A 17,410-nucleotide genomic window follows, 5' to 3' on the forward strand; every position below is an offset into this window, starting at 1 on the left:
ACAATCCATTATATAGCTTCAGCAAGATTTGGACTATATGAATTCTTGGACAGTTTATTCATGGAAAGAGGATGGTCCATCTTATAAAGGATTCTCATAGTTGGTAGTTCTCGCTCTTTTTAGAATTCCAATATCCGCTTCAACTTCTCCTTCGCTCCCTTCCGCCACCACTTTACAGCAGAAGGCGAAACTCGTTCTTTCTGTGCTATTTCTTCTACAGTCATCTGATGAACAAAGGTGGCAATAACCCAAGTTGTTTCTCTTTCAGACAGTTCCTTGCAAAGATCTTTTATGTAGTCCTCTTCTTCTCTGTATAGAATAGGACTTTCCATCAGCGCCCAGAACTCCTCACTTGGGTAATCATTTCTTTCTGCCTCTCTTGTCCGCCGCTTCAATTCATCAAGAAATCTTCCTTGCATATGTCGATATAAATAATTGCTGTATTTACCCTTTTCCTCTTTAAAATGACTCATCGTTTCCCAAATGCTTATTAAACCAATTTGAAAAAACTCTTGCTTATCTTTATAAATCAGCAACTTTTTTATCATATGGTGGATCATCGGTGTAAACTCCTCCACTAATTGCTCGTAATTCTTCCCTTCCACATTCGTTTCCTTCCAGAAAAGCGCCTTTCCTTTTTATTCCTAGGTACCTTTACTTTATGGAAAAATTGAGTGACTTTCGATTGAAGAAAAAATAAGTTAAAATACCAAAAACACAAGTAATAATTAGAATTGACGTCTAACTTGAAGTTAGAGTGAGGATTATTTGATAAATAGCAATATTTTAAGAGACTGATATCTTTTAAATAAGTCTGCTGCTAGCCCAAAATATGCTATAATTCGAAGGGGAAAATATAGATAGAGGTGACATTCATGGCCATACACGTTGTTTTGTATCAGCCAGAAATTCCGGCTAATACTGCCAATATTGCGCGTACTTGTGCAGGAACAAATACAGCTCTGCATTTAATTCGACCACTTGGTTTTTCAACCGATGAAAAGATGATCAAACAAGCAGGTCTAGATTTCTGGGAGAACGTAAACATTACCTATTACGATTCATTAGACGATTTTTTTGTGAAAAATCAAGGTGAATTTTACTATATTGAGACATTCGCAGAAAAAACATATACAGCCTACGATTTCACTGATCAATCAAAGGACTATTATTTCATATTTGGAAAAGAAACAACGGGTTTGCCAAAAGACTTACTAGAAACACATAAGGACCATTTTCTACGAATTCCAATGACCGAACACATCCGGTCCCTGAACCTTTCCAACACAGCAGCAATACTAGTATTTGAAGCATTACGACAACAAGGATATTCACAAATAAAATAAGGAAGCAGCATCTCCTCTGCTTCCCTTTTTTCATTGGTTTTCTTGGCGACTGAAATAATTACTGTAAATCAATTGAATCCATCTTGCGTATAGTCATGTTAACAATGCCAATAGCAACAATTGTTAAAGCGATAGGGATATAAATAATATTAGCCAAGGAAAAGTCCGTCCCGATCGAGGAACACATGATCATGACAATCAACAGAGAGGAGCCAATTGTTGCAGGGGTTGAATAATTTCTCATCCCAAAATAGAGAGGCACAAGCGATGCACCGGCAGTTGCCACATTAAACATCAAAATATTTAATAGCTCGGAAAGAAATTGATTGATCGTTATATTCATTTCAACTGTTAGATGCAATACTTGATTTAGCCCGAGAAAACTCAATACAACAAACAGATTAGAAATAATCAATGTCACGAATGTCATGATAAAAATCAAGACAATCTTTGCGCTCATTATTTTTTTCCGATCTATTGGGTAAGAAAACAAAACAAGCGCAGTTCGATTTTTGAACTCATCTATGATTACCTTCGAAATTAGTACAGAAGCAAAAACAACAAATACGCCACGAACCATTGTTCCAGCTACCATGGAATAATCCGCAAAGCTTTGAAAGGATTCCTCTCCTTCCATTATTTGCTCGAAAGTAATCATGCATAATAACCCAAGAATAACGATATTAGCAATAATAGCTCCTTTAATAAACCAACCTAATTTATGTTTTCTAAGCTCCAGCTTGATTAAATGAAACAAAATATATCCTCCTATTATCATTAAAAGTTAATTAATGATTGATTTTTTCCAATCCAACTTTCTTTATAAAATATTCTTCTAATGAGGTTTGTTTCTTTGTCATAGACTCCACATCAATATCCTCTACTATCAACGTTTTCGTTATTTGTGATGGAAGAATGGCTGTATCATAAATTCGAATAACATCATCATCGATCACTTTCAAATTATTCATATTCAATTTATTGTGTAAAACAAAAGCTGCTTTGCGCTGATTATTTGTTACTAACTCCAGATAATCTGTATTTTTCGCTTTTATAGAATCCATCGTTGCTTCTTCGATAAGTTTACCGTTTTTTATTACACCAATCGTGTCTGCAATTTGTTCAATTTCACCGATTATATGACTAGAAACCAAAATGGTCATTCCATATTCTTTATTAAGGATGTTAAACAATCTTCTCATTGACTTAATCCCAGCTGGATCTAGCCCATTAATCGGCTCATCTAAAATTAATAATTCCGGCTTGGTGATAATTGCTCTGGCAACACATAAACGCTGCCTCATCCCCAAGGAAAAGTCTTTTGGTTTCATCGCTTCCACATTTTCAAGACCGACCCACTCTAATGCTTCCTTAATTGCTTTTTTGTTATGATAACCCATGTACTCACAATGTAATTCTAGATTTTCTAAAGCAGTCATTTTTTCATAAAAAATTGGATACTCAATCATGCTGCCAATTCTCGTCAGGTAATCAAAGGAATTCGGAAGAAGGGGCTTTCCGAAGATTGTAATACTTCCTTGTGTAGGCTTAATCATATTGGTCAGCATCTTCATAATCGTTGATTTCCCAGCACCATTAGGACCAAGAAATCCATATACTTCTCCTTGTTTAATATGAAGGGAAACCTGGGATACGACTTCACGTCCTTGTATTGTTTTGGTTAAATCTTTTGTTCGTACAGCATAGTCCATCTAAATCCTCCTCATTTACTATCTGTATTCATTTTAGCTCCTATCCCTTGCTTTTTTCTGTCTTAAATCTTACAAAAACCTTAAGTTTCCCTTACCCATTCATTCGCCTAAAGGTAATGTAAAATGAAGTTTTTTCATATGGAATAGAATGCACAGAAATTTCTCCGTTCATCTCTTCGACAAGCCTTTTGGTAATAGTTAGCCCTAAACCACTGCCTTGAAATGCTTTATTCCTCGAATCGTCAAGTGTAAATAGGCGCTCAAAGATATTCGCTTGGTCAGCTTCGTCGATTCCCTTCCCGCGATCAAACACTTCTATATATACATGCTGTTCATCAAAATGCAGGCTTAATCCAATTACCTTCCCATCGAGACCATAACGGATCGCATTCGAAAGGAGGTTATGTAAAACACGATTTACAGCTTCCTCATTTCCCAATGCAAAGACAGACTCATCAGGTATATCAATCATTACCTCTAGCCCTTTGGCTCTTATCCAATCATGGAATGTTAAGATATTTTTCCTGCATAGTTCAGATAAATTTACTATTTCAAGGGGAATTTCTTTATCACCAGACTCTAGCTTTGCTAGATCAAAGAATGTATTCATTAATTGAATAAGCTCCATTGTTTTGTCATGCACCTGACTTAATAATTGCACTCTTTCTGTTTCTGTAATGGGAAAATCTTTCTGAAACATTTCAATATAACCGGCTATCACAGTAAGAGGCGTTTTTAAGTCATGGGAAATATTTGCAAGCATACGCTTCATAGAATGTTCCATTTTGATAAATTCTCGGGACTTTTCGTGACGGTCATCTAATACTTGATTGATGCTTATAAGGAGATCTCTTAATTGTTGATCATTTGAGACAACGAGAATTCTTTCATTTGTTTGCATGTGAAGAATTTTTTTCAGTTTGTTTGATATATATGCTATATGTTGATCCCGATTTTTCCTTTGTCGATGTTGAAACACGTTAAAAATAAGAAGAACCAAAATAATACTGATCCAGATAATCATTCAAACTCCCCTAACTTATAACCAATCCCCCATATTGTTTTGATATAAATAGGATCAGAGGGATTATCCTCAATTTTTTCGCGCAATCGTCTCATATGGACATTAATAACATTATCATCACCAAAATAATCATCGCTCCAAACAGAACGATAAATTTGTTCCTTAGTAAACACTTTCCTTTGGTTGCTAAAAAACAAAAGCAGAATCTTCCATTCTGTCGCTGTCAAATTAATTTCCAAACCATTCTTCCATACCCGATGATTTTCTTTATCTAATTCCAATTCATAGACTTTCATCCTTGATGGCTTAGATTCTTCACGACTTTTGTCAGCGTACTGTGTCGATCTTCTAATCGCTGCTTTTACTCTTGCAGCTAGTTCAATCATGGAAAATGGTTTTGTAATATAATCATCTGCGCCAAACCCTAATCCTAAAGCTTTATCAATCTCTGTGTCTTTCGCTGACATGATGATAACAGGAATATAACTAGTTGTTCTGATACTTTGAAGAACATCCATTCCACTCAATTCTGGTAACATGATATCTAATAAAATCAAATCATAACGCTTTTCCTTAAACATTTGTCCTGCCGTCTTCCCATCAAAAACACATTCCACCTTAAATCCTTCATTATGTAAATATCTTTTTACCATATCACTAATCGCAAGATCATCTTCCACAAGTAAAATAGTTTTTTGCACCTAAACTCCCCCTCTCTTATTTCCCTACATATAAGAGCTAATTATTCTATAAAATATATATTTACCTTTTATACTACTATAAGTAGTATAAATTAATAATGGCATTTATATGGAGATTTACGAAAAGTACACGTGAGAAAAGATTCCTTTTGCTTACATTCCTATCCTATTTGGACAAAAAAAAACTGCGCCTCCCGTTGTTAGATGTATCTAACAACGGGGCGCAGTAAAAGGACCGGGTTTTAGATATTTCAACTTTTTTTAGCCCAATCTCTTACCTTCTCCTTTCATAATGAACCTCAACAAACTGGTTATAACATTTCGTTCCTTTTAAGATCAATTCCAATTGATAATCAGCTTCTTTAAATAAAGGAATTCCTTCTCCAATTATTGCAGGGGCGATGGTAAGAATGAACTCATCTATTAACTTCTCTTTAAGAAAAGAATGTAATAGTTCTCCCCCGCCAACCATCCATATATTCTTTCCCTCTTGTTTTTTTAATTTATTTGCAAACTCGATGATGTCATCCTTTATAAATGTCACCTCGTCTGTATCCTTGTGTTCCTGTCTCGAAAAAACATAGCATTCCTTATTTTTATAAGAAAAATCATTAGTATGATTGATAATCCAATCATATGTTTTTCTTCCCATTAGAATAGTATCTATCGTTTCGTAGAATGCAGAAAACCCATTATCTCCTTCGCCTTCTACTTTAAATAACCATTCTAATGATTCATCTTTTGCAGCAATATAACCATCCAGACTTGTTGCCGTAAATAATACGATATTCCGCTGTTTTTTCATATACATTCCTCCTAAAATGTTCGATGGTTATAGTATAATATTTAATAATGACACCTTTTGTCATATATAAAATTTTAGGGGTGGTTGTATGCGGGCTGATCGGTTGATATCCATTTTGCTCCTGTTACAAAATAGAGGGAAAATGACAACAAAAGAATTAGCGAAGGAATTAGAAGTTACAGAAAGAACAATCCATCGGGATATGGATGCTTTAAGTACAGCAGGAATACCCATTGTAGCAGAAAGAGGGAAAATGGGCGGATGGACATTGCTTGACCAGTATCGTACGAACTTAACTGGATTAAAGTATGATGAAATGTTATCTTTGCTTATTTCTCCTTCTGTTCAATTGTTATCCGATCTCGGATTAGCAAAAGAATGGCATGATGCCCGCCAGAAAATGGTTGCCGCACTCCCGAACGCTTTTCGACAACGTTCCCTCGATGTCTGGAACCGAATTCATATAGATACAACCGCATGGAAACAACCAGCGAAAAAAACTGTTTCCTTTAAGATAATACAAGAAGCAATTTGGAAAGAAAAAGTACTGCATATTCAATATGAGCGAGCAGATGGAAATGTAATTTTTCGGATGGTCAATCCTTTAGGATTAGTAGCTAAAGGAAATACTTGGTACTTAATTGCCTCCTCAGACGAAAAGATACGAAATTATCGAGCATCCAGACTCCTGTCCCTAGTGATGACAGAGGAAGCTTTTACTAGACCACTGGACTTCAATTTGGAGAAATATTGGCTGGAATCCACACAAACTTTTATTAGCTCTCTTCCTGAGTTTAAGGTAGAAGTGGAAGCATCGCCATCGATTATTCATAGAATGAAATTCACCACCCGTTTTGTGCAAATCGAAAGAATAGGAACACCAACTTCAGAGGGATGGTTCCCTGTAAGCCTGCGCAGTGATACAGAACAAGAAGCAATTGCCTATATTCTAGGCTTTGGCGATCAAATCAGAGTCATCTCCCCTTCCCCGCTGAAACAGGAAATTTACCAAATGGCGAAGAAGATAGTTGATTTTTATAACCGGTAGCGGACGGAGGAGAGCGTTGCTACTGATGGGAAAGAAACGATAGAAGAGGCAAAGTGAGGTAGCATTTAGAAGGATAAAGAAGGATCTAGAGATTACCTTATATGATAATTTCCCAAACATAGAAAGACGGAATTTACCCAAATATGGACGAATTCCGTCTCTTGCTTTTTTGATTGGTGTACAGAGACACATTGTATTACTAACCCTAGGAATCTTTTCTTTCTAACCAAATCCATTCGACTAAACAAGTAACGTAGCAATATTGAGAATAACTGCGTATTCAAGAGATAAGTGTTTGTTTATTGTGGGAGTTTAGTTTAACAAGGAATCTCAATACTCTGAACCAGAGTAAAGAAAAGATGCTTTTTCAGCGTAAAATAAATCTCTAGTAGTTATTAAAGATAGCCAAAAAGAACAAAAATATTCTTTATCCCAACAACAAACAGAAAAATGTTAAGAAGTATTACCTTGGCAACATTCGACTGAAGATTGCAGATTTTAATTCAGAAGTTTTAGTGATGGGAGTTTATTCAGAACAAACTGACGTTCTGAATAAACTCCGTAAAGAGTAAAAAAGGTGACCGTTTAAAATAATTCCCTAGAACACAAATGATTCACTCATTTTTGTTCTTTTTTTATTGTTCTTTATACAGATAGGTAAGAGTTTGAAGTTATCGCTCCCTTTTCCCCCTGTTCACACCGTACGTGAAACTTTCGAATCATACGGCGTTCCAACTAATCCAATCTATTCTTTCTATGTAATAAGCAGACGAGTGCTGTTTTCCAAAGTTAGATTATTTCATTTTGACATCTTAATCGTAGTTTATTTACTTTTTCTTTTTGCTTACTTGTAAGCTTTAGAGATTGTAAAAGAGCTTCTATTTTCGCTTTATCTTTTAGGTGTATCAATTGATGAATTGTTTTATGAATAACAACTAAGTTTGAATAACTATCATCTTTTGAAAGATGATAGGGGTTTATGTGATGACAATGCCATTCATGAATACCTAACCCTTCACCTAAAATTGCACATTTACCATATTGGGCAATAAACTTACTGATTCGATTGTCGTTATATTCAATGGATCTACTTGAAATGTAATTTCTCATGATGTAAGAAAGCATATTTTTATCAATAGCCTTTAGGCTATTGTGAATTTTCTCTCTACCTTCGGCAGTAAAGTTACATATCACTTGCGAGAATCCAAGTGTCTTTTTCCACCGTTGTGCATGGATGGGGACAAACACCATTTTTTGTATCTTATACAGTTTTGTCTTATACCCCTTGTATCTTTTCTGTAAGGTTTTAGTCATCTCATGGAAACTTGCCTCGGTTCTAATGTTCCTTAACTGATTATATAACGTTCTGCGCAGATGAGCGTTTAACTCATTTAGATTGATAGAAATGTTTGTAGCGACTGAGTAATAATTTTGGATACCCATGACGACAGTATTAAAGTTCCAAACTGTCTGAATGCAAGGCTTTCTCTTAATTACTTTTATAGCTTCCTTTATCTTTAGAAAGGCATTTACTTTAGCCTTTTTAGACATATTAGACCTTGCTACATAGCCAAACCTAGTTTTCCCTTTCCTTACCGCTTTAAGTGTAAAGCCTAGAAACTCGGAAGAGTTTTTCTTTAGATTAATAACCTTCGATTTTTCCTCACTTGTTTCCAACCGAAGTCTTTTTCTCAAGAAATCCTTCAATGCGTAATTCATTTTTATTGCCTGTGACCTAGTTCTGCACATTACCTTAAAATCATCCGCATACCGGATGATAAAACACTCTTTTAAAGCTGTTTTCTTCAGTGGCTGATATTTACTACCATTAGTGGCGTAGGTATATCTGCTTTTAAACGTTTCCCATTGGTCACTAACCCACCAATCTAATTCGTTTAACACAATGTTGGATAGTAAAGGTGACAGAATCCCCCCCCTGCGGGGTACCTTTTGTACGAACACCTTCTCCATCAATTTCTGCTTTAAGTAGCCTAGATATTATAGAAAGAAGCGATTTATCTCTTATGCCTATTGACCACATTTGTTTTAAAAGCTTACTATGATTAACATTATCAAAGAAGCCTTTAATATCTACATCAACACAATGATGTAGCCCAGACTGGTTAATTAGGAACTCAAGTCTGGCTTTGGCATGATGAGTGCTGCGGTTTGGTCTGAACCCATAACTGTGTTTATGGAATTTTGCTTCGCAAATTGGCTCTAAAATTTGTAAAATGCACTGCTGAAAGATTCTATCCCAAATCGTTGGAATTCCCAAAGGTCTAGTTTTCCCATTTCCTTTTGGTATGTAAACTCTTCTTACCGTTTGCGGTTCGTACCATTTAAACATGGATTGGACTGTTGCTATTACATCTTCTACTGCTAAATGCTGAATATTATTAATCGTTAATTTGTCAGTTCCAGCAGTTTTGCTACCTGTGTTTCTCTTAATGTTTCGATAGGCAAGTCGTATATTATCTGGAGAACTCATTAATTCTGTTAAGTCATAGAAGTGATGACCACCGACACTTTGAGCGTATAGTGTGTCAAAACAATCTTGCATACTATAATATTCACTGTGTCTCAGTTTCTTCCGTTTCAATAAGTCGGTACTCCTTTCGGAGTTAAACCTCTTTTAGTCTCACGAGAACCTTATTAATCGATAAAGAACTGCCTTACTTGGTTGAATAAATCTTTATTAGTCTAGTGGCTATCCCTCCGTGTGAATTAGACACTTCATAGGTACTGTGCCACCACTTTCAATGATATGAAGATAAGTTATACAGTAACTAGTATCATGGATTTTCATATTAGTGAGTCTTACTCACCCACAGCTAACCTCACAATTTGATGATATACACATTTCTATGTATTGCAGGTATAGACCCGTACATTCAGAAGTTTGTCAGCTTAACCTTTTTCTTTTAGGTTTCTTCGCATTCTCACCATATTCATTCAACTCAAGCACCATGAATTACACCACTCCATCGAGTAAGTTTTCGTCAGCCGAACTGTTACGGTAATTTCTCACGCCTTTTCACCGAGCTTATAACACTATCATTCTTACTAAATCAAGTGCTATTCGACTAAGAGAGAACCCTTCCGAGCGTTACCTCGTCATTTGATTCTTCGATATAACCCTTCAGTTCCGAAAGGAACTGCCTAACCTTTACCGGAGTAATGTAACCATCCTCCATTTAATTAGGAACATTTCGCACCACTAATCTGCTTCGTTCGTTAGAAAAAGGGCTGCTGATTAGCTCCTGGTATTGAAGTAAAGATTAGTTCAACAAATTTTTTATTTATGTTCTATAATTGGCATTAAATTAGAAGGGGGTGATTCCTCAGACTCAATTACAATTGCAGTCAGTCCAGCGGCAGTTGCTGTTTCGTGTCTTTCATCTATTTCCCAAAAAATTATATCGTTAGCTTTTATATTTATTTTTTATTCATATCACTACGAACCCAGCCTTCTCCATCTACAACAATGGAATATATTTTTTGGTATCAAACTGATTGATTTAATCAACTTCTAACCCTAAATAAACAGCATAATCAAACCCTGCTCGTTTATTTTTCTCCGGCAACCGCTTGAATTCCCGGAAACCAACTTTCTCATACAGGCGAATCGCACTGTGATTTGTGTCATAAGTCTCAATGACATACTTGCCATAATCTCGATCCTTAATTGCCTCCAGCATCAGGTCCCGGCCAATTCCCTGGCCCCGAAACTTAGGAGCCGTCCCCACAATATCAAAGGAACCGGTACCAGACTCCAAGGAAAACGGATAGACAGGATTCGCTAAATACTTATTAACAACCCCATAAGCAATGGTGCCACGCAACAGACCCATTTCCCGCCTCAAGATTTTCTTATCCAAGACCATAAACGGCGACTTTCGATCCGTGACAGCAACAAAAGACGCAACCTCGCTATCGGCTACCGCCACATAATAATTCTCCAAGACAAAACAATGGGCAAACGCCCTAACCAGCTTTTCCTTATCTTTAGTCAGTTGTTTCAACCATTGAAACCAGCCTTCCACAAAAATTCGGCTCATATCCAAACGCGGATCAAAACATGTCCGATCTGCTCTTATGTACTTCATCTCTCTCACGCTCCTTCCAAAAAATTCTTTTTCATTACAGGCTGTTAGGCTTGCTACGATTCCACTCCGAGGTGATGAGTAAAGAACCTATAATCTATATCTATTCAAATATTCCCGCCTTTATACACTATAGTATGTACCAGCCCTAAAAGAGTTGGTGCAAGTACCATTTGGCGTTTGCCCCCCTTACCTACATTTCTAACTAATTCAAATGGCACATGTTTAATTTACATGCTTCATCTTCTCGTTTCTTTCTTGATGCTTTTGACGAATATTTCCATATGTAAGGCTTGACGTTCCATTGATCTGAAAACTCTATCAACGGAACTGGATAGGTACGTAATGGTGGAACCATTCTTGATAGCATCTTGCACTCTATTGAGAACAGAATTCATTATTTTATTCCCGCTTATATTATTACTTTCTTGTTTTGTATTACTAGATTCTAAAAGAACAATAGATTCAACTGATTTATGCAGATAACCTATAATTGACTTTTTATTCCACTTCCCTGCCCTGGTTCTTCCATAAGCAGCTTGTTTTTTCACTTATTACTGGGATTCTGCTCTGATTGTGACATAAGAAAGCAGCTACCTAATAGGTAAATGTTTTCTTATGAAAGACACTCAATTAATTCTACTCTATTTCCAAATGGGTCCCTAAATTCAAAACGCACAAAACCTGGTATTGGGACTCCTTCAATTATCTGTATACTATTTTTTTTAAGTAGTTTTTCCAGTAGGCAATATCCTCTACTTGATAGGCTAAATGGGCTTTTGTTTTTAATCTATCAAAGTCATCTTCAGTTTCTATATGTACATCTCTATCCCCTACTTTAATCCAAAATCCTCCCCGCCCCTTCAATGATTAAGGTTTTTCTTTTTCAGGTACACCAAGAATTCACAGTAAAATTGTTTCCCCTCTTCCTCCGTACCTTTTGGAATTGTTATCTGAGCATGGTGTAAACCAATAATCATAAAGGCCCCCCTTTAACCTCTCTTCTACTGTTCTTCGAATCAAGGCTCTCACTCCCTGCCATCATATTTTCTATTTTCTCTATTTATATCCAAAAATAAGGAGCGAAAACTAAAAGTACAGAATCACTCCTTAAACTAGATAGGACATCTTTAAATTCAAAAAAGCCTATCTTCCTTTAGGTTAGAAAGATAGACTTTTATTGATCAGCTATTGCTAAACCTTATATTTTCCCACTCAATTTTTTGCTTTCTAATTTCATATGGAATTTCGGATCTTTTGGTATACTTGGATTAATTCCTTTTAAAGCAGGGACTATCGCACATATTAACTGCACTGCTATTGGATACACAAATGAATGATACAAATAATTATCTCCATTTTCTATTACTAAATTCTTATCCTCAAATCCCTCTACCTTACTGCCAATAATATAGATATTATCTGTCCAGTCTGATAAGACGCTAATTAATTTATTTACTCTCGGCTCTTCTCCGGTATGCAAGAATATAATTGTAGAGTCTTCATTAATTGCGTTGTAGATTCCATGAATAAATTCTTCAAATTCATAACCCGTTACAGGAACACGCATCGTCTCTAATAATTTCAAAGCACTTTCTAAAGTATCCCCATATAATTCATCGGTACCAACAATTCTTATTTCTTTTGCATTTTTTAGTTTTTCACTATTCTTTTGCACCCATTCTTCCGCAGAATAGTAAATATCTATAAAGGCATCGCTCGTTTTATTTAATATTTCTATCACTTGCTTCGTTTCCTCACTACTCAATTTCCCATTTTCTTCTCCAATATAAAGAGCTAAAAGAAGCAAATTTAATTTTGTACAATAAAATCCTTTTGTTTTTGCACCTGATTTCTCTTCCCCACATTGAACAGTCAGTACATAATCAGCAATTTCATCAATTAGTGCATTATCCGTTCCCGTCATGGATGCTATAATACATCCTGACTCTTTTGCTAATTTCATAGAATTAAAGGTAGAATAACTACTTCCCCCTTGCGAAATTCCAATAAAGAGAGTATTTTTTGTGTCCTTTGTTAATAATTCCTCTGTAATTTGAAAAGGATAATAAGCTTCTACAGATAATCCAGTTAACTCACGCATTTTTTGTTGAACTTGCGCTCCTGAATGATAACTAGTTCCTGATCCTGTAATAATAATTCTATTAATCTCCTCTTTTTTAACAGTAGAAAACAACTCACTTGATAGTGCAATTATTTCCTTCATTTTTGCTGGGGTTTCTTTTAAATAATCTGTAATATTCATTAATAATCTCTCCTTTTATAATATTCCAATCCAATGTATAATTATTCCAATAAAAACAGTCGCAATTGTCATCTTAGATATGCTTACTTTTTTTCTAATCATCCAAAAGACAACAAATGTTACTAATATTGGCAAAAGATTAGGCAAAATTTGATTCAATATGTCTTGAATTACTACTTCTGCACCATTTACGCTAAATTTCAATGGTGTGGTGATTTTTAACATAGTTGCTACCATTGCTCCCACTACAAGTAATCCAACTGTAGTAGCCATTGCCATAATTTTGTCCATCAGACCTTCTTTTTGGATTCTTTCCAATGAATTCACACCAACAGAATAACCAAACTTTAATCCAAAAACCCTTACTAATATATTGGGAACATTATAAAGCAGTAAAAACAGGATAGGTCCAATCAAATTGCCATGCTCTGCAAAGGATATACCAATACCAGCAGCAATTATCCTCAATGTTCCCCAAAATAATGAATCTCCAATACCAGCTAACGGTCCCATAAGTGCGGTTTTTACAGCATTAATCGAACTAGTGTCAAAATCTTTATTATTTGCATTTTGTTCCTCCATCGCTGCACTAATTCCAGCAATAGTTGGAGAAACAACTGGTGTTGTATTAAAAATTTCCAAATGTCTTTTTAAAGCCTGTGCCTGTTCTTCTTCCTTTTCATATAATCTTTTGATTACTGGGATCATCGTATAACAAAAGCCGAGATTCTGCATTCTCTCATAGTTAAAGGCACCCTGCAGAGCAAATGACCGCCAAAAAACGCTTTGCAAGTCTTTTTTACTGAGCTTCTTCCCCTCACTCAAAGTTAATCTCTCCCTCCGTTAAATTATTACTTTCGTCCTTCTTCTTTCCAGCATCGTTATTATTAATGAAAAAGTTTAATAGGATTGCTAAACATACACCCATTAACGCTATTGCCATAACATCAAGTTCTAGATATGATGCCGATAAGAAACCGATAAAGAAAAATACGGCCATTTTTTTAGAAAACAGCATATCCATCAAGAGAGCAAACCCAATGGCTGGCAGCAGGTTTCCGGCAATAGTCATTCCTTCTAAAATCACCTTTGGAACTGAATTAATTAGATAAGAAACTTTATCTGCCCCCAATAAAATTGCTAAAAAGGTTGGAACAAACACACTTAGGAAAAATAAAGAGATAGGTATCCACATCATGAGGGTAACTTTTTTAAAATCAGCTTTTTGGGCGTAATGATCTGCTTTATGTACAAAATAAGTATTAATTACCCTTACAAGTACACCTAGTGATTGAGCTAAAACGGCAATAGGAACTGCAAGTGCCAAAGCAACTTCCGGCCCCTTTCCAGAAATGATCGCAAAAGCAGTACCTAAGACTCCTCCTGTCACAACATCGGGTGGTGTAGATGAACCGATGCCAGCGATCCCCATCCAGATTAATTCTAGTTGGGCGCCAATAATAATCCCTGTCTTAAAATCACCAAGAACTAATCCAACCAATGCACCCAATACTAAAGGGCGTTCTAACATCAAGACTCCGAATAATCTGCTATCTAATATTCCTATACCGGCTATTAACCCCAATAATATTGCCTCATATAACAAAAATCTCGCCTCCCCTTATTCTTACTACCATTTTCTTAGATATGATGACGACCATTGTTCGTAGATCTTGATGAAATATTTTTTTATTTTAGTAAATCGCTGAATAATTGTTTTTTATCTCTTGGCAATATTCTGAAATCCAAATTTATACCTAGTTGCTCTATTTGTTTCAGGTTGTTAATATCTTTTTCGCTGACTGCAACTAAATCAGTCAACTTTTTCTTCCCTTCTTCGTATCTTAGCCCCCCTACATTGATCTCACTTATGGCACCTTGGGAGTTCTTAGCAACTTCTAACGCATCATCCGTATTTCTTACCAGAACTAATACATTACTTTTCTTCGCTTCAGCAAATTTACTAATTATTTCTCCAGATTCTGCAACTCCCCTAATATATAATTTCACATTATTAGGTTTAGCCAAATCGAGTGCCATTGCTTTTACTTTGTCATTTTTCGCTTCGTCATTTACCACAAGAATAACATTAGCACCAACAGAAGGTGACCAGCCAAAAGCAACTTGCCCATGGAGGAGACGATCATCAATTCTGAATAAAGAAATCATTTTCACACCACTCCTTTTACTAATTCATTGATGTATTTAATCCCATGTCTTCCTTCTTTAATAGATTCAGTTAAAATCGCTTCAACTGAATCTTCGTTATAAGAAGTCATAATGGTAGTTAAAATCATAGGAAGATTCACACCCGAAACTAAATGAAATGTTTCATTTTCTGGTAAACTCAATAATATTTCAGAACAAATATTATTAACACTTCCCCCGTACACATCTGTAAAAATAACAAGATCTGTTAAAGTATCGCTAAAAATTAACTCTGTTAATTCCTGCTTTCCTACTTCTCCAGATTTTGATTTTGTCATACAAAAACAACTCATTTGGTGGTTTGTACCTATAATTAATTCAGCAGTCTCGATTAATGACTTAGCTAACTCACCATGTGTTGCAATAATGATTCTCACTATTAATCCCTCCATAAGGTGCTTTTTGTATTACTGATTTTCTATCTGTTTAAACATAAATGCTATCGCACCAAGTGCCCCAGCATCCCCTCCAAGCCTAGCCAGACTTATTTCTGTTTTTATTGGAGTAAGGTTTGTAACTAATTCGCTTATTTGATTGATTACGATATCCATCGATTCGGAAACATCTCCACCAATAATAACTCTTTCAGGATTTATTAGATTTGTAGCATTAGCAATAAAAACAGATAGTTCAATAACAAAACTATCTACGATAGAAATTACTTGTTGCTCTCCATGAGAATACTTTTGAAACAAAACTTCTGGGGAATAACCTGACTCTGCCAATGCAATTCCTGATATTTTTGATTCAAATACACCTGGTTTTCCCATCAGGTTAAACTTGCCATTTTCAAAATCACTCCGGCTTATTTGATAGGCAATCTCACCAGCTTGGTAATCATGACCATATACTAGATTCCCTTCGTTAATGACTGCGCTTCCAATACTCTGCCCAATTTCAATAAATAAAAGATTTTTTATCCCTGAAGGATCCAGCCACATTTCACCTAAACCTGCACAATTGACATCATTGTTAATAAATGTGGGAAAAGGAAAATGCGGTTTGAAAATTTCATGAAGGTTAAGATTAGTCCAATTTAAAGCTTTTGCTCGAAATACTATTTCTGAATTAGCTCTACCAGGTACCCCTATGCCCATACCTAGAATTTTTTCCTCGGGTATAGCAGATTCTTTTATGCTCTCTTTGACAATACCGATAATTTCTTCTACTTGATTTGTTAATTTCACCTTTTTTTTAAAGATTATCTTTCCAACTAAATTGGTAATAATGATTAAAATTCTTACTCTATCAATATCTAATCCAATACCATAAGCTGAATCCGTGTTATATCCTAGCATCAATGCAGGTCTCCCACCACCCTTAACAGGACTTTGTTCTCCCATCTCTATTACTAATTTTTTTTCTAACAATTCTTCCACAATTGATGAAACTGTTGACTTACTTAATGATAATTTTTTTGCAATTTGAGCTCTGCTAATTAACTTTTCTGTTTTAATTTCTTCCAATATCAATGACCGATTAATTTTTTTTATCAAGTCATGATGTGCTGCAACTTTGTTTTTCATAATGCTTTATCCTATCTCCAATACTAGTTTGTAAATCCTTAAAAATTTCTATTATGTCTTATTCCCTTTAATTAGTTTTGTTACTGGACTAATTATTTGTATTATCACATAAGTTTTCTGACATTTCAATATCTTTCTAAAAATTTTCTGATTGTTCTACTAATTTTATTAACCCTTTTTAGTTTCTTATCGCTAATTGAAGAAAGAAGCTTTCATTTATTTTGAGGTTATCTTTATTGCCTATGCTGAAATAGGGCTTCTCTCATTAAGTAGAGAGAAGCCCTATTTCCGGTAAAGAAATTATTAAAAGAAAGAACTTAGAGAATTTCTTTTTACATCTATTTTTATATGTATAATATGCCGCCCGTTTCTTACTACTCTTCCACTTATAGGTGAATAACGGGACTCTTTTTTAACTTTTTTACTAATGCCTCATTATGTTTGCGAGAGCCTTACATATTCGTACTGGAAAATTGGTGGGCAAAGTCATGATCTGTCATGATTTCAATTGCTTCTGCCAAATTATTATTTAAAATAACAGTAGAAATTGGGGCAAATGATGCTTTCACCTTATCGTAGCTTAAGGCGTTAATTTTTTTCCTATCTATTGGATAAGAAAGCAAAACAAGCGTAGTTCAATTTTTGAACCTAGCAATAATTTCTCGAAA

General features: G+C 35.3%; 15 protein-coding genes and 2 pseudogenes. 2 read left to right on the forward strand and 15 right to left on the reverse strand.

The window, feature by feature from the left end; all coding sequences use genetic code 11:
- Nucleotides 1-119 precede the first annotated feature (119 nt).
- The gene (locus NiCM35_RS16135; protein WP_249877688.1) at nt 120-605 is read right to left on the reverse strand and encodes a sigma-70 family RNA polymerase sigma factor; all 486 of its coding nucleotides are present in this window, start codon (nt 603-605) and stop codon (nt 120-122) included.
- A 270-nt stretch (nt 606-875) separates the two neighbouring features.
- Between NiCM35_RS16135 and trmL the strand changes: the two genes are divergently transcribed.
- A complete protein-coding gene (gene trmL / locus NiCM35_RS16140; protein WP_047942050.1) occupies nt 876-1,346 on the forward strand; it encodes a tRNA (uridine(34)/cytosine(34)/5-carboxymethylaminomethyluridine(34)-2'-O)-methyltransferase TrmL in 471 nt (156 codons plus the stop codon).
- A 58-nt stretch (nt 1,347-1,404) separates the two neighbouring features.
- On the opposite strand, the gene NiCM35_RS16145 is transcribed toward trmL, so the two are convergent.
- The 5 genes from NiCM35_RS16145 to NiCM35_RS16165 all read right to left on the reverse strand — a co-directional run bounded on the left by NiCM35_RS16145 (nt 1,405) and on the right by NiCM35_RS16165 (nt 5,588).
- The gene (locus tag NiCM35_RS16145; RefSeq protein WP_163185299.1) at nt 1,405-2,103 is read right to left on the reverse strand and encodes an ABC transporter permease; all 699 of its coding nucleotides are present in this window, start codon (nt 2,101-2,103) and stop codon (nt 1,405-1,407) included.
- A 31-nt stretch (nt 2,104-2,134) separates the two neighbouring features.
- Complete coding sequence (locus NiCM35_RS16150) at nt 2,135-3,058, reverse strand: ABC transporter ATP-binding protein (RefSeq protein ID WP_123260454.1); 924 nt, start codon at nt 3,056-3,058, stop codon at nt 2,135-2,137.
- A gap of 91 nt (nt 3,059-3,149) precedes the next feature.
- On the reverse strand, nt 3,150-4,082 hold the full coding sequence (locus tag NiCM35_RS16155) for a sensor histidine kinase (RefSeq protein ID WP_249877686.1): 933 nt from the start codon (nt 4,080-4,082) through the stop codon (nt 3,150-3,152).
- Nucleotides 4,079-4,735: a response regulator transcription factor gene (locus NiCM35_RS16160; RefSeq protein ID WP_217279684.1), complete on the reverse strand. Its 657-nt coding sequence runs from the start codon at nt 4,733-4,735 to the stop codon at nt 4,079-4,081. The genes NiCM35_RS16155 and NiCM35_RS16160 overlap by 4 nt, the downstream gene beginning before the upstream one ends.
- Before the next feature lie 322 nt (nt 4,736-5,057).
- Nucleotides 5,058-5,588, reverse strand: coding sequence for a dihydrofolate reductase family protein (locus NiCM35_RS16165; RefSeq protein WP_095329678.1), 531 nt, complete (start codon nt 5,586-5,588; stop codon nt 5,058-5,060).
- An 88-nt stretch (nt 5,589-5,676) separates the two neighbouring features.
- Here NiCM35_RS16165 and NiCM35_RS16170 point away from each other — a divergent pair, with 88 nt between their 5' ends.
- A complete protein-coding gene (locus tag NiCM35_RS16170; protein WP_433780091.1) occupies nt 5,677-6,636 on the forward strand; it encodes a helix-turn-helix transcriptional regulator in 960 nt (319 codons plus the stop codon).
- Between the two features lie 789 nt (nt 6,637-7,425).
- Here NiCM35_RS16170 and NiCM35_RS16175 read toward each other — a convergent pair.
- From NiCM35_RS16175 to NiCM35_RS16215, 9 genes and pseudogenes are all read right to left on the reverse strand, one after another.
- Nucleotides 7,426-8,914: pseudogene (locus tag NiCM35_RS16175) on the reverse strand (reverse transcriptase domain-containing protein).
- A gap of 1,243 nt (nt 8,915-10,157) precedes the next feature.
- The gene (locus NiCM35_RS16180) at nt 10,158-10,745 is read right to left on the reverse strand and encodes a GNAT family N-acetyltransferase (RefSeq protein ID WP_433780093.1); all 588 of its coding nucleotides are present in this window, start codon (nt 10,743-10,745) and stop codon (nt 10,158-10,160) included.
- Between the two features lie 613 nt (nt 10,746-11,358).
- Nucleotides 11,359-11,722, reverse strand: a pseudogene (locus NiCM35_RS16185) (VOC family protein).
- Between the two features lie 221 nt (nt 11,723-11,943).
- Nucleotides 11,944-13,008 (reverse strand): SIS domain-containing protein, encoded by a 1,065-nt coding sequence (locus NiCM35_RS16190; protein WP_433780094.1) that lies wholly within the window; start codon nt 13,006-13,008, stop codon nt 11,944-11,946.
- 15 nt (nt 13,009-13,023) lie between these two features.
- Nucleotides 13,024-13,833 (reverse strand): PTS system mannose/fructose/sorbose family transporter subunit IID, encoded by an 810-nt coding sequence (locus tag NiCM35_RS16195; RefSeq protein WP_095329675.1) that lies wholly within the window; start codon nt 13,831-13,833, stop codon nt 13,024-13,026.
- Nucleotides 13,826-14,614 carry a PTS mannose/fructose/sorbose/N-acetylgalactosamine transporter subunit IIC gene (locus NiCM35_RS16200; RefSeq protein WP_095329674.1) on the reverse strand — a complete coding sequence of 263 codons (789 nt, stop codon included), beginning with the start codon at nt 14,612-14,614 and terminating at the stop codon, nt 13,826-13,828. Before NiCM35_RS16200 ends, NiCM35_RS16195 begins: the two co-directional genes overlap by 8 nt.
- A gap of 83 nt (nt 14,615-14,697) precedes the next feature.
- Nucleotides 14,698-15,177 carry a PTS sugar transporter subunit IIB gene (locus NiCM35_RS16205; RefSeq protein WP_095329673.1) on the reverse strand — a complete coding sequence of 160 codons (480 nt, stop codon included), beginning with the start codon at nt 15,175-15,177 and terminating at the stop codon, nt 14,698-14,700.
- Nucleotides 15,178-15,179: 2 nt separating this feature from the next.
- The gene (locus NiCM35_RS16210) at nt 15,180-15,593 is read right to left on the reverse strand and encodes a PTS sugar transporter subunit IIA (protein ID WP_163185294.1); all 414 of its coding nucleotides are present in this window, start codon (nt 15,591-15,593) and stop codon (nt 15,180-15,182) included.
- A gap of 30 nt (nt 15,594-15,623) precedes the next feature.
- Nucleotides 15,624-16,742, reverse strand: coding sequence for an ROK family transcriptional regulator (locus tag NiCM35_RS16215; RefSeq protein WP_095329671.1), 1,119 nt, complete (start codon nt 16,740-16,742; stop codon nt 15,624-15,626).
- Between the last annotated feature and the right edge of the window lie 668 nt (nt 16,743-17,410).

The organism is Niallia sp. M35 (assembly GCF_050971705.1).
In the GTDB taxonomy this organism is placed as follows: domain Bacteria; phylum Bacillota; class Bacilli; order Bacillales; family Cytobacillaceae; genus Niallia; species Niallia circulans_A.

What these genes read in the sequence shown, in the direction of transcription:
- NiCM35_RS16160 (WP_217279684.1), bottom strand. Translation starts at nt 4,735, where the DNA reads ATGGTAAAAAGATATTTACATAATGAAGGATTTAAGGTGGAATGTGTT.
- NiCM35_RS16180 (WP_433780093.1), bottom strand. Translation starts at nt 10,745, where the DNA reads ATGAAGTACATAAGAGCAGATCGGACATGTTTTGATCCGCGTTTGGAT.
- NiCM35_RS16155 (WP_249877686.1), bottom strand. Translation starts at nt 4,082, where the DNA reads ATGATTATCTGGATCAGTATTATTTTGGTTCTTCTTATTTTTAACGTG.
- NiCM35_RS16215 (WP_095329671.1), bottom strand. Translation starts at nt 16,742, where the DNA reads ATGAAAAACAAAGTTGCAGCACATCATGACTTGATAAAAAAAATTAAT.
- NiCM35_RS16190 (WP_433780094.1), bottom strand. Translation starts at nt 13,008, where the DNA reads ATGAATATTACAGATTATTTAAAAGAAACCCCAGCAAAAATGAAGGAA.
- NiCM35_RS16150 (WP_123260454.1), bottom strand. Translation starts at nt 3,058, where the DNA reads ATGGACTATGCTGTACGAACAAAAGATTTAACCAAAACAATACAAGGA.
- NiCM35_RS16165 (WP_095329678.1), bottom strand. Translation starts at nt 5,588, where the DNA reads ATGAAAAAACAGCGGAATATCGTATTATTTACGGCAACAAGTCTGGAT.
- trmL (WP_047942050.1), top strand. Translation starts at nt 876, where the DNA reads ATGGCCATACACGTTGTTTTGTATCAGCCAGAAATTCCGGCTAATACT.
- NiCM35_RS16205 (WP_095329673.1), bottom strand. Translation starts at nt 15,177, where the DNA reads ATGATTTCTTTATTCAGAATTGATGATCGTCTCCTCCATGGGCAAGTT.
- NiCM35_RS16170 (WP_433780091.1), top strand. Translation starts at nt 5,677, where the DNA reads ATGCGGGCTGATCGGTTGATATCCATTTTGCTCCTGTTACAAAATAGA.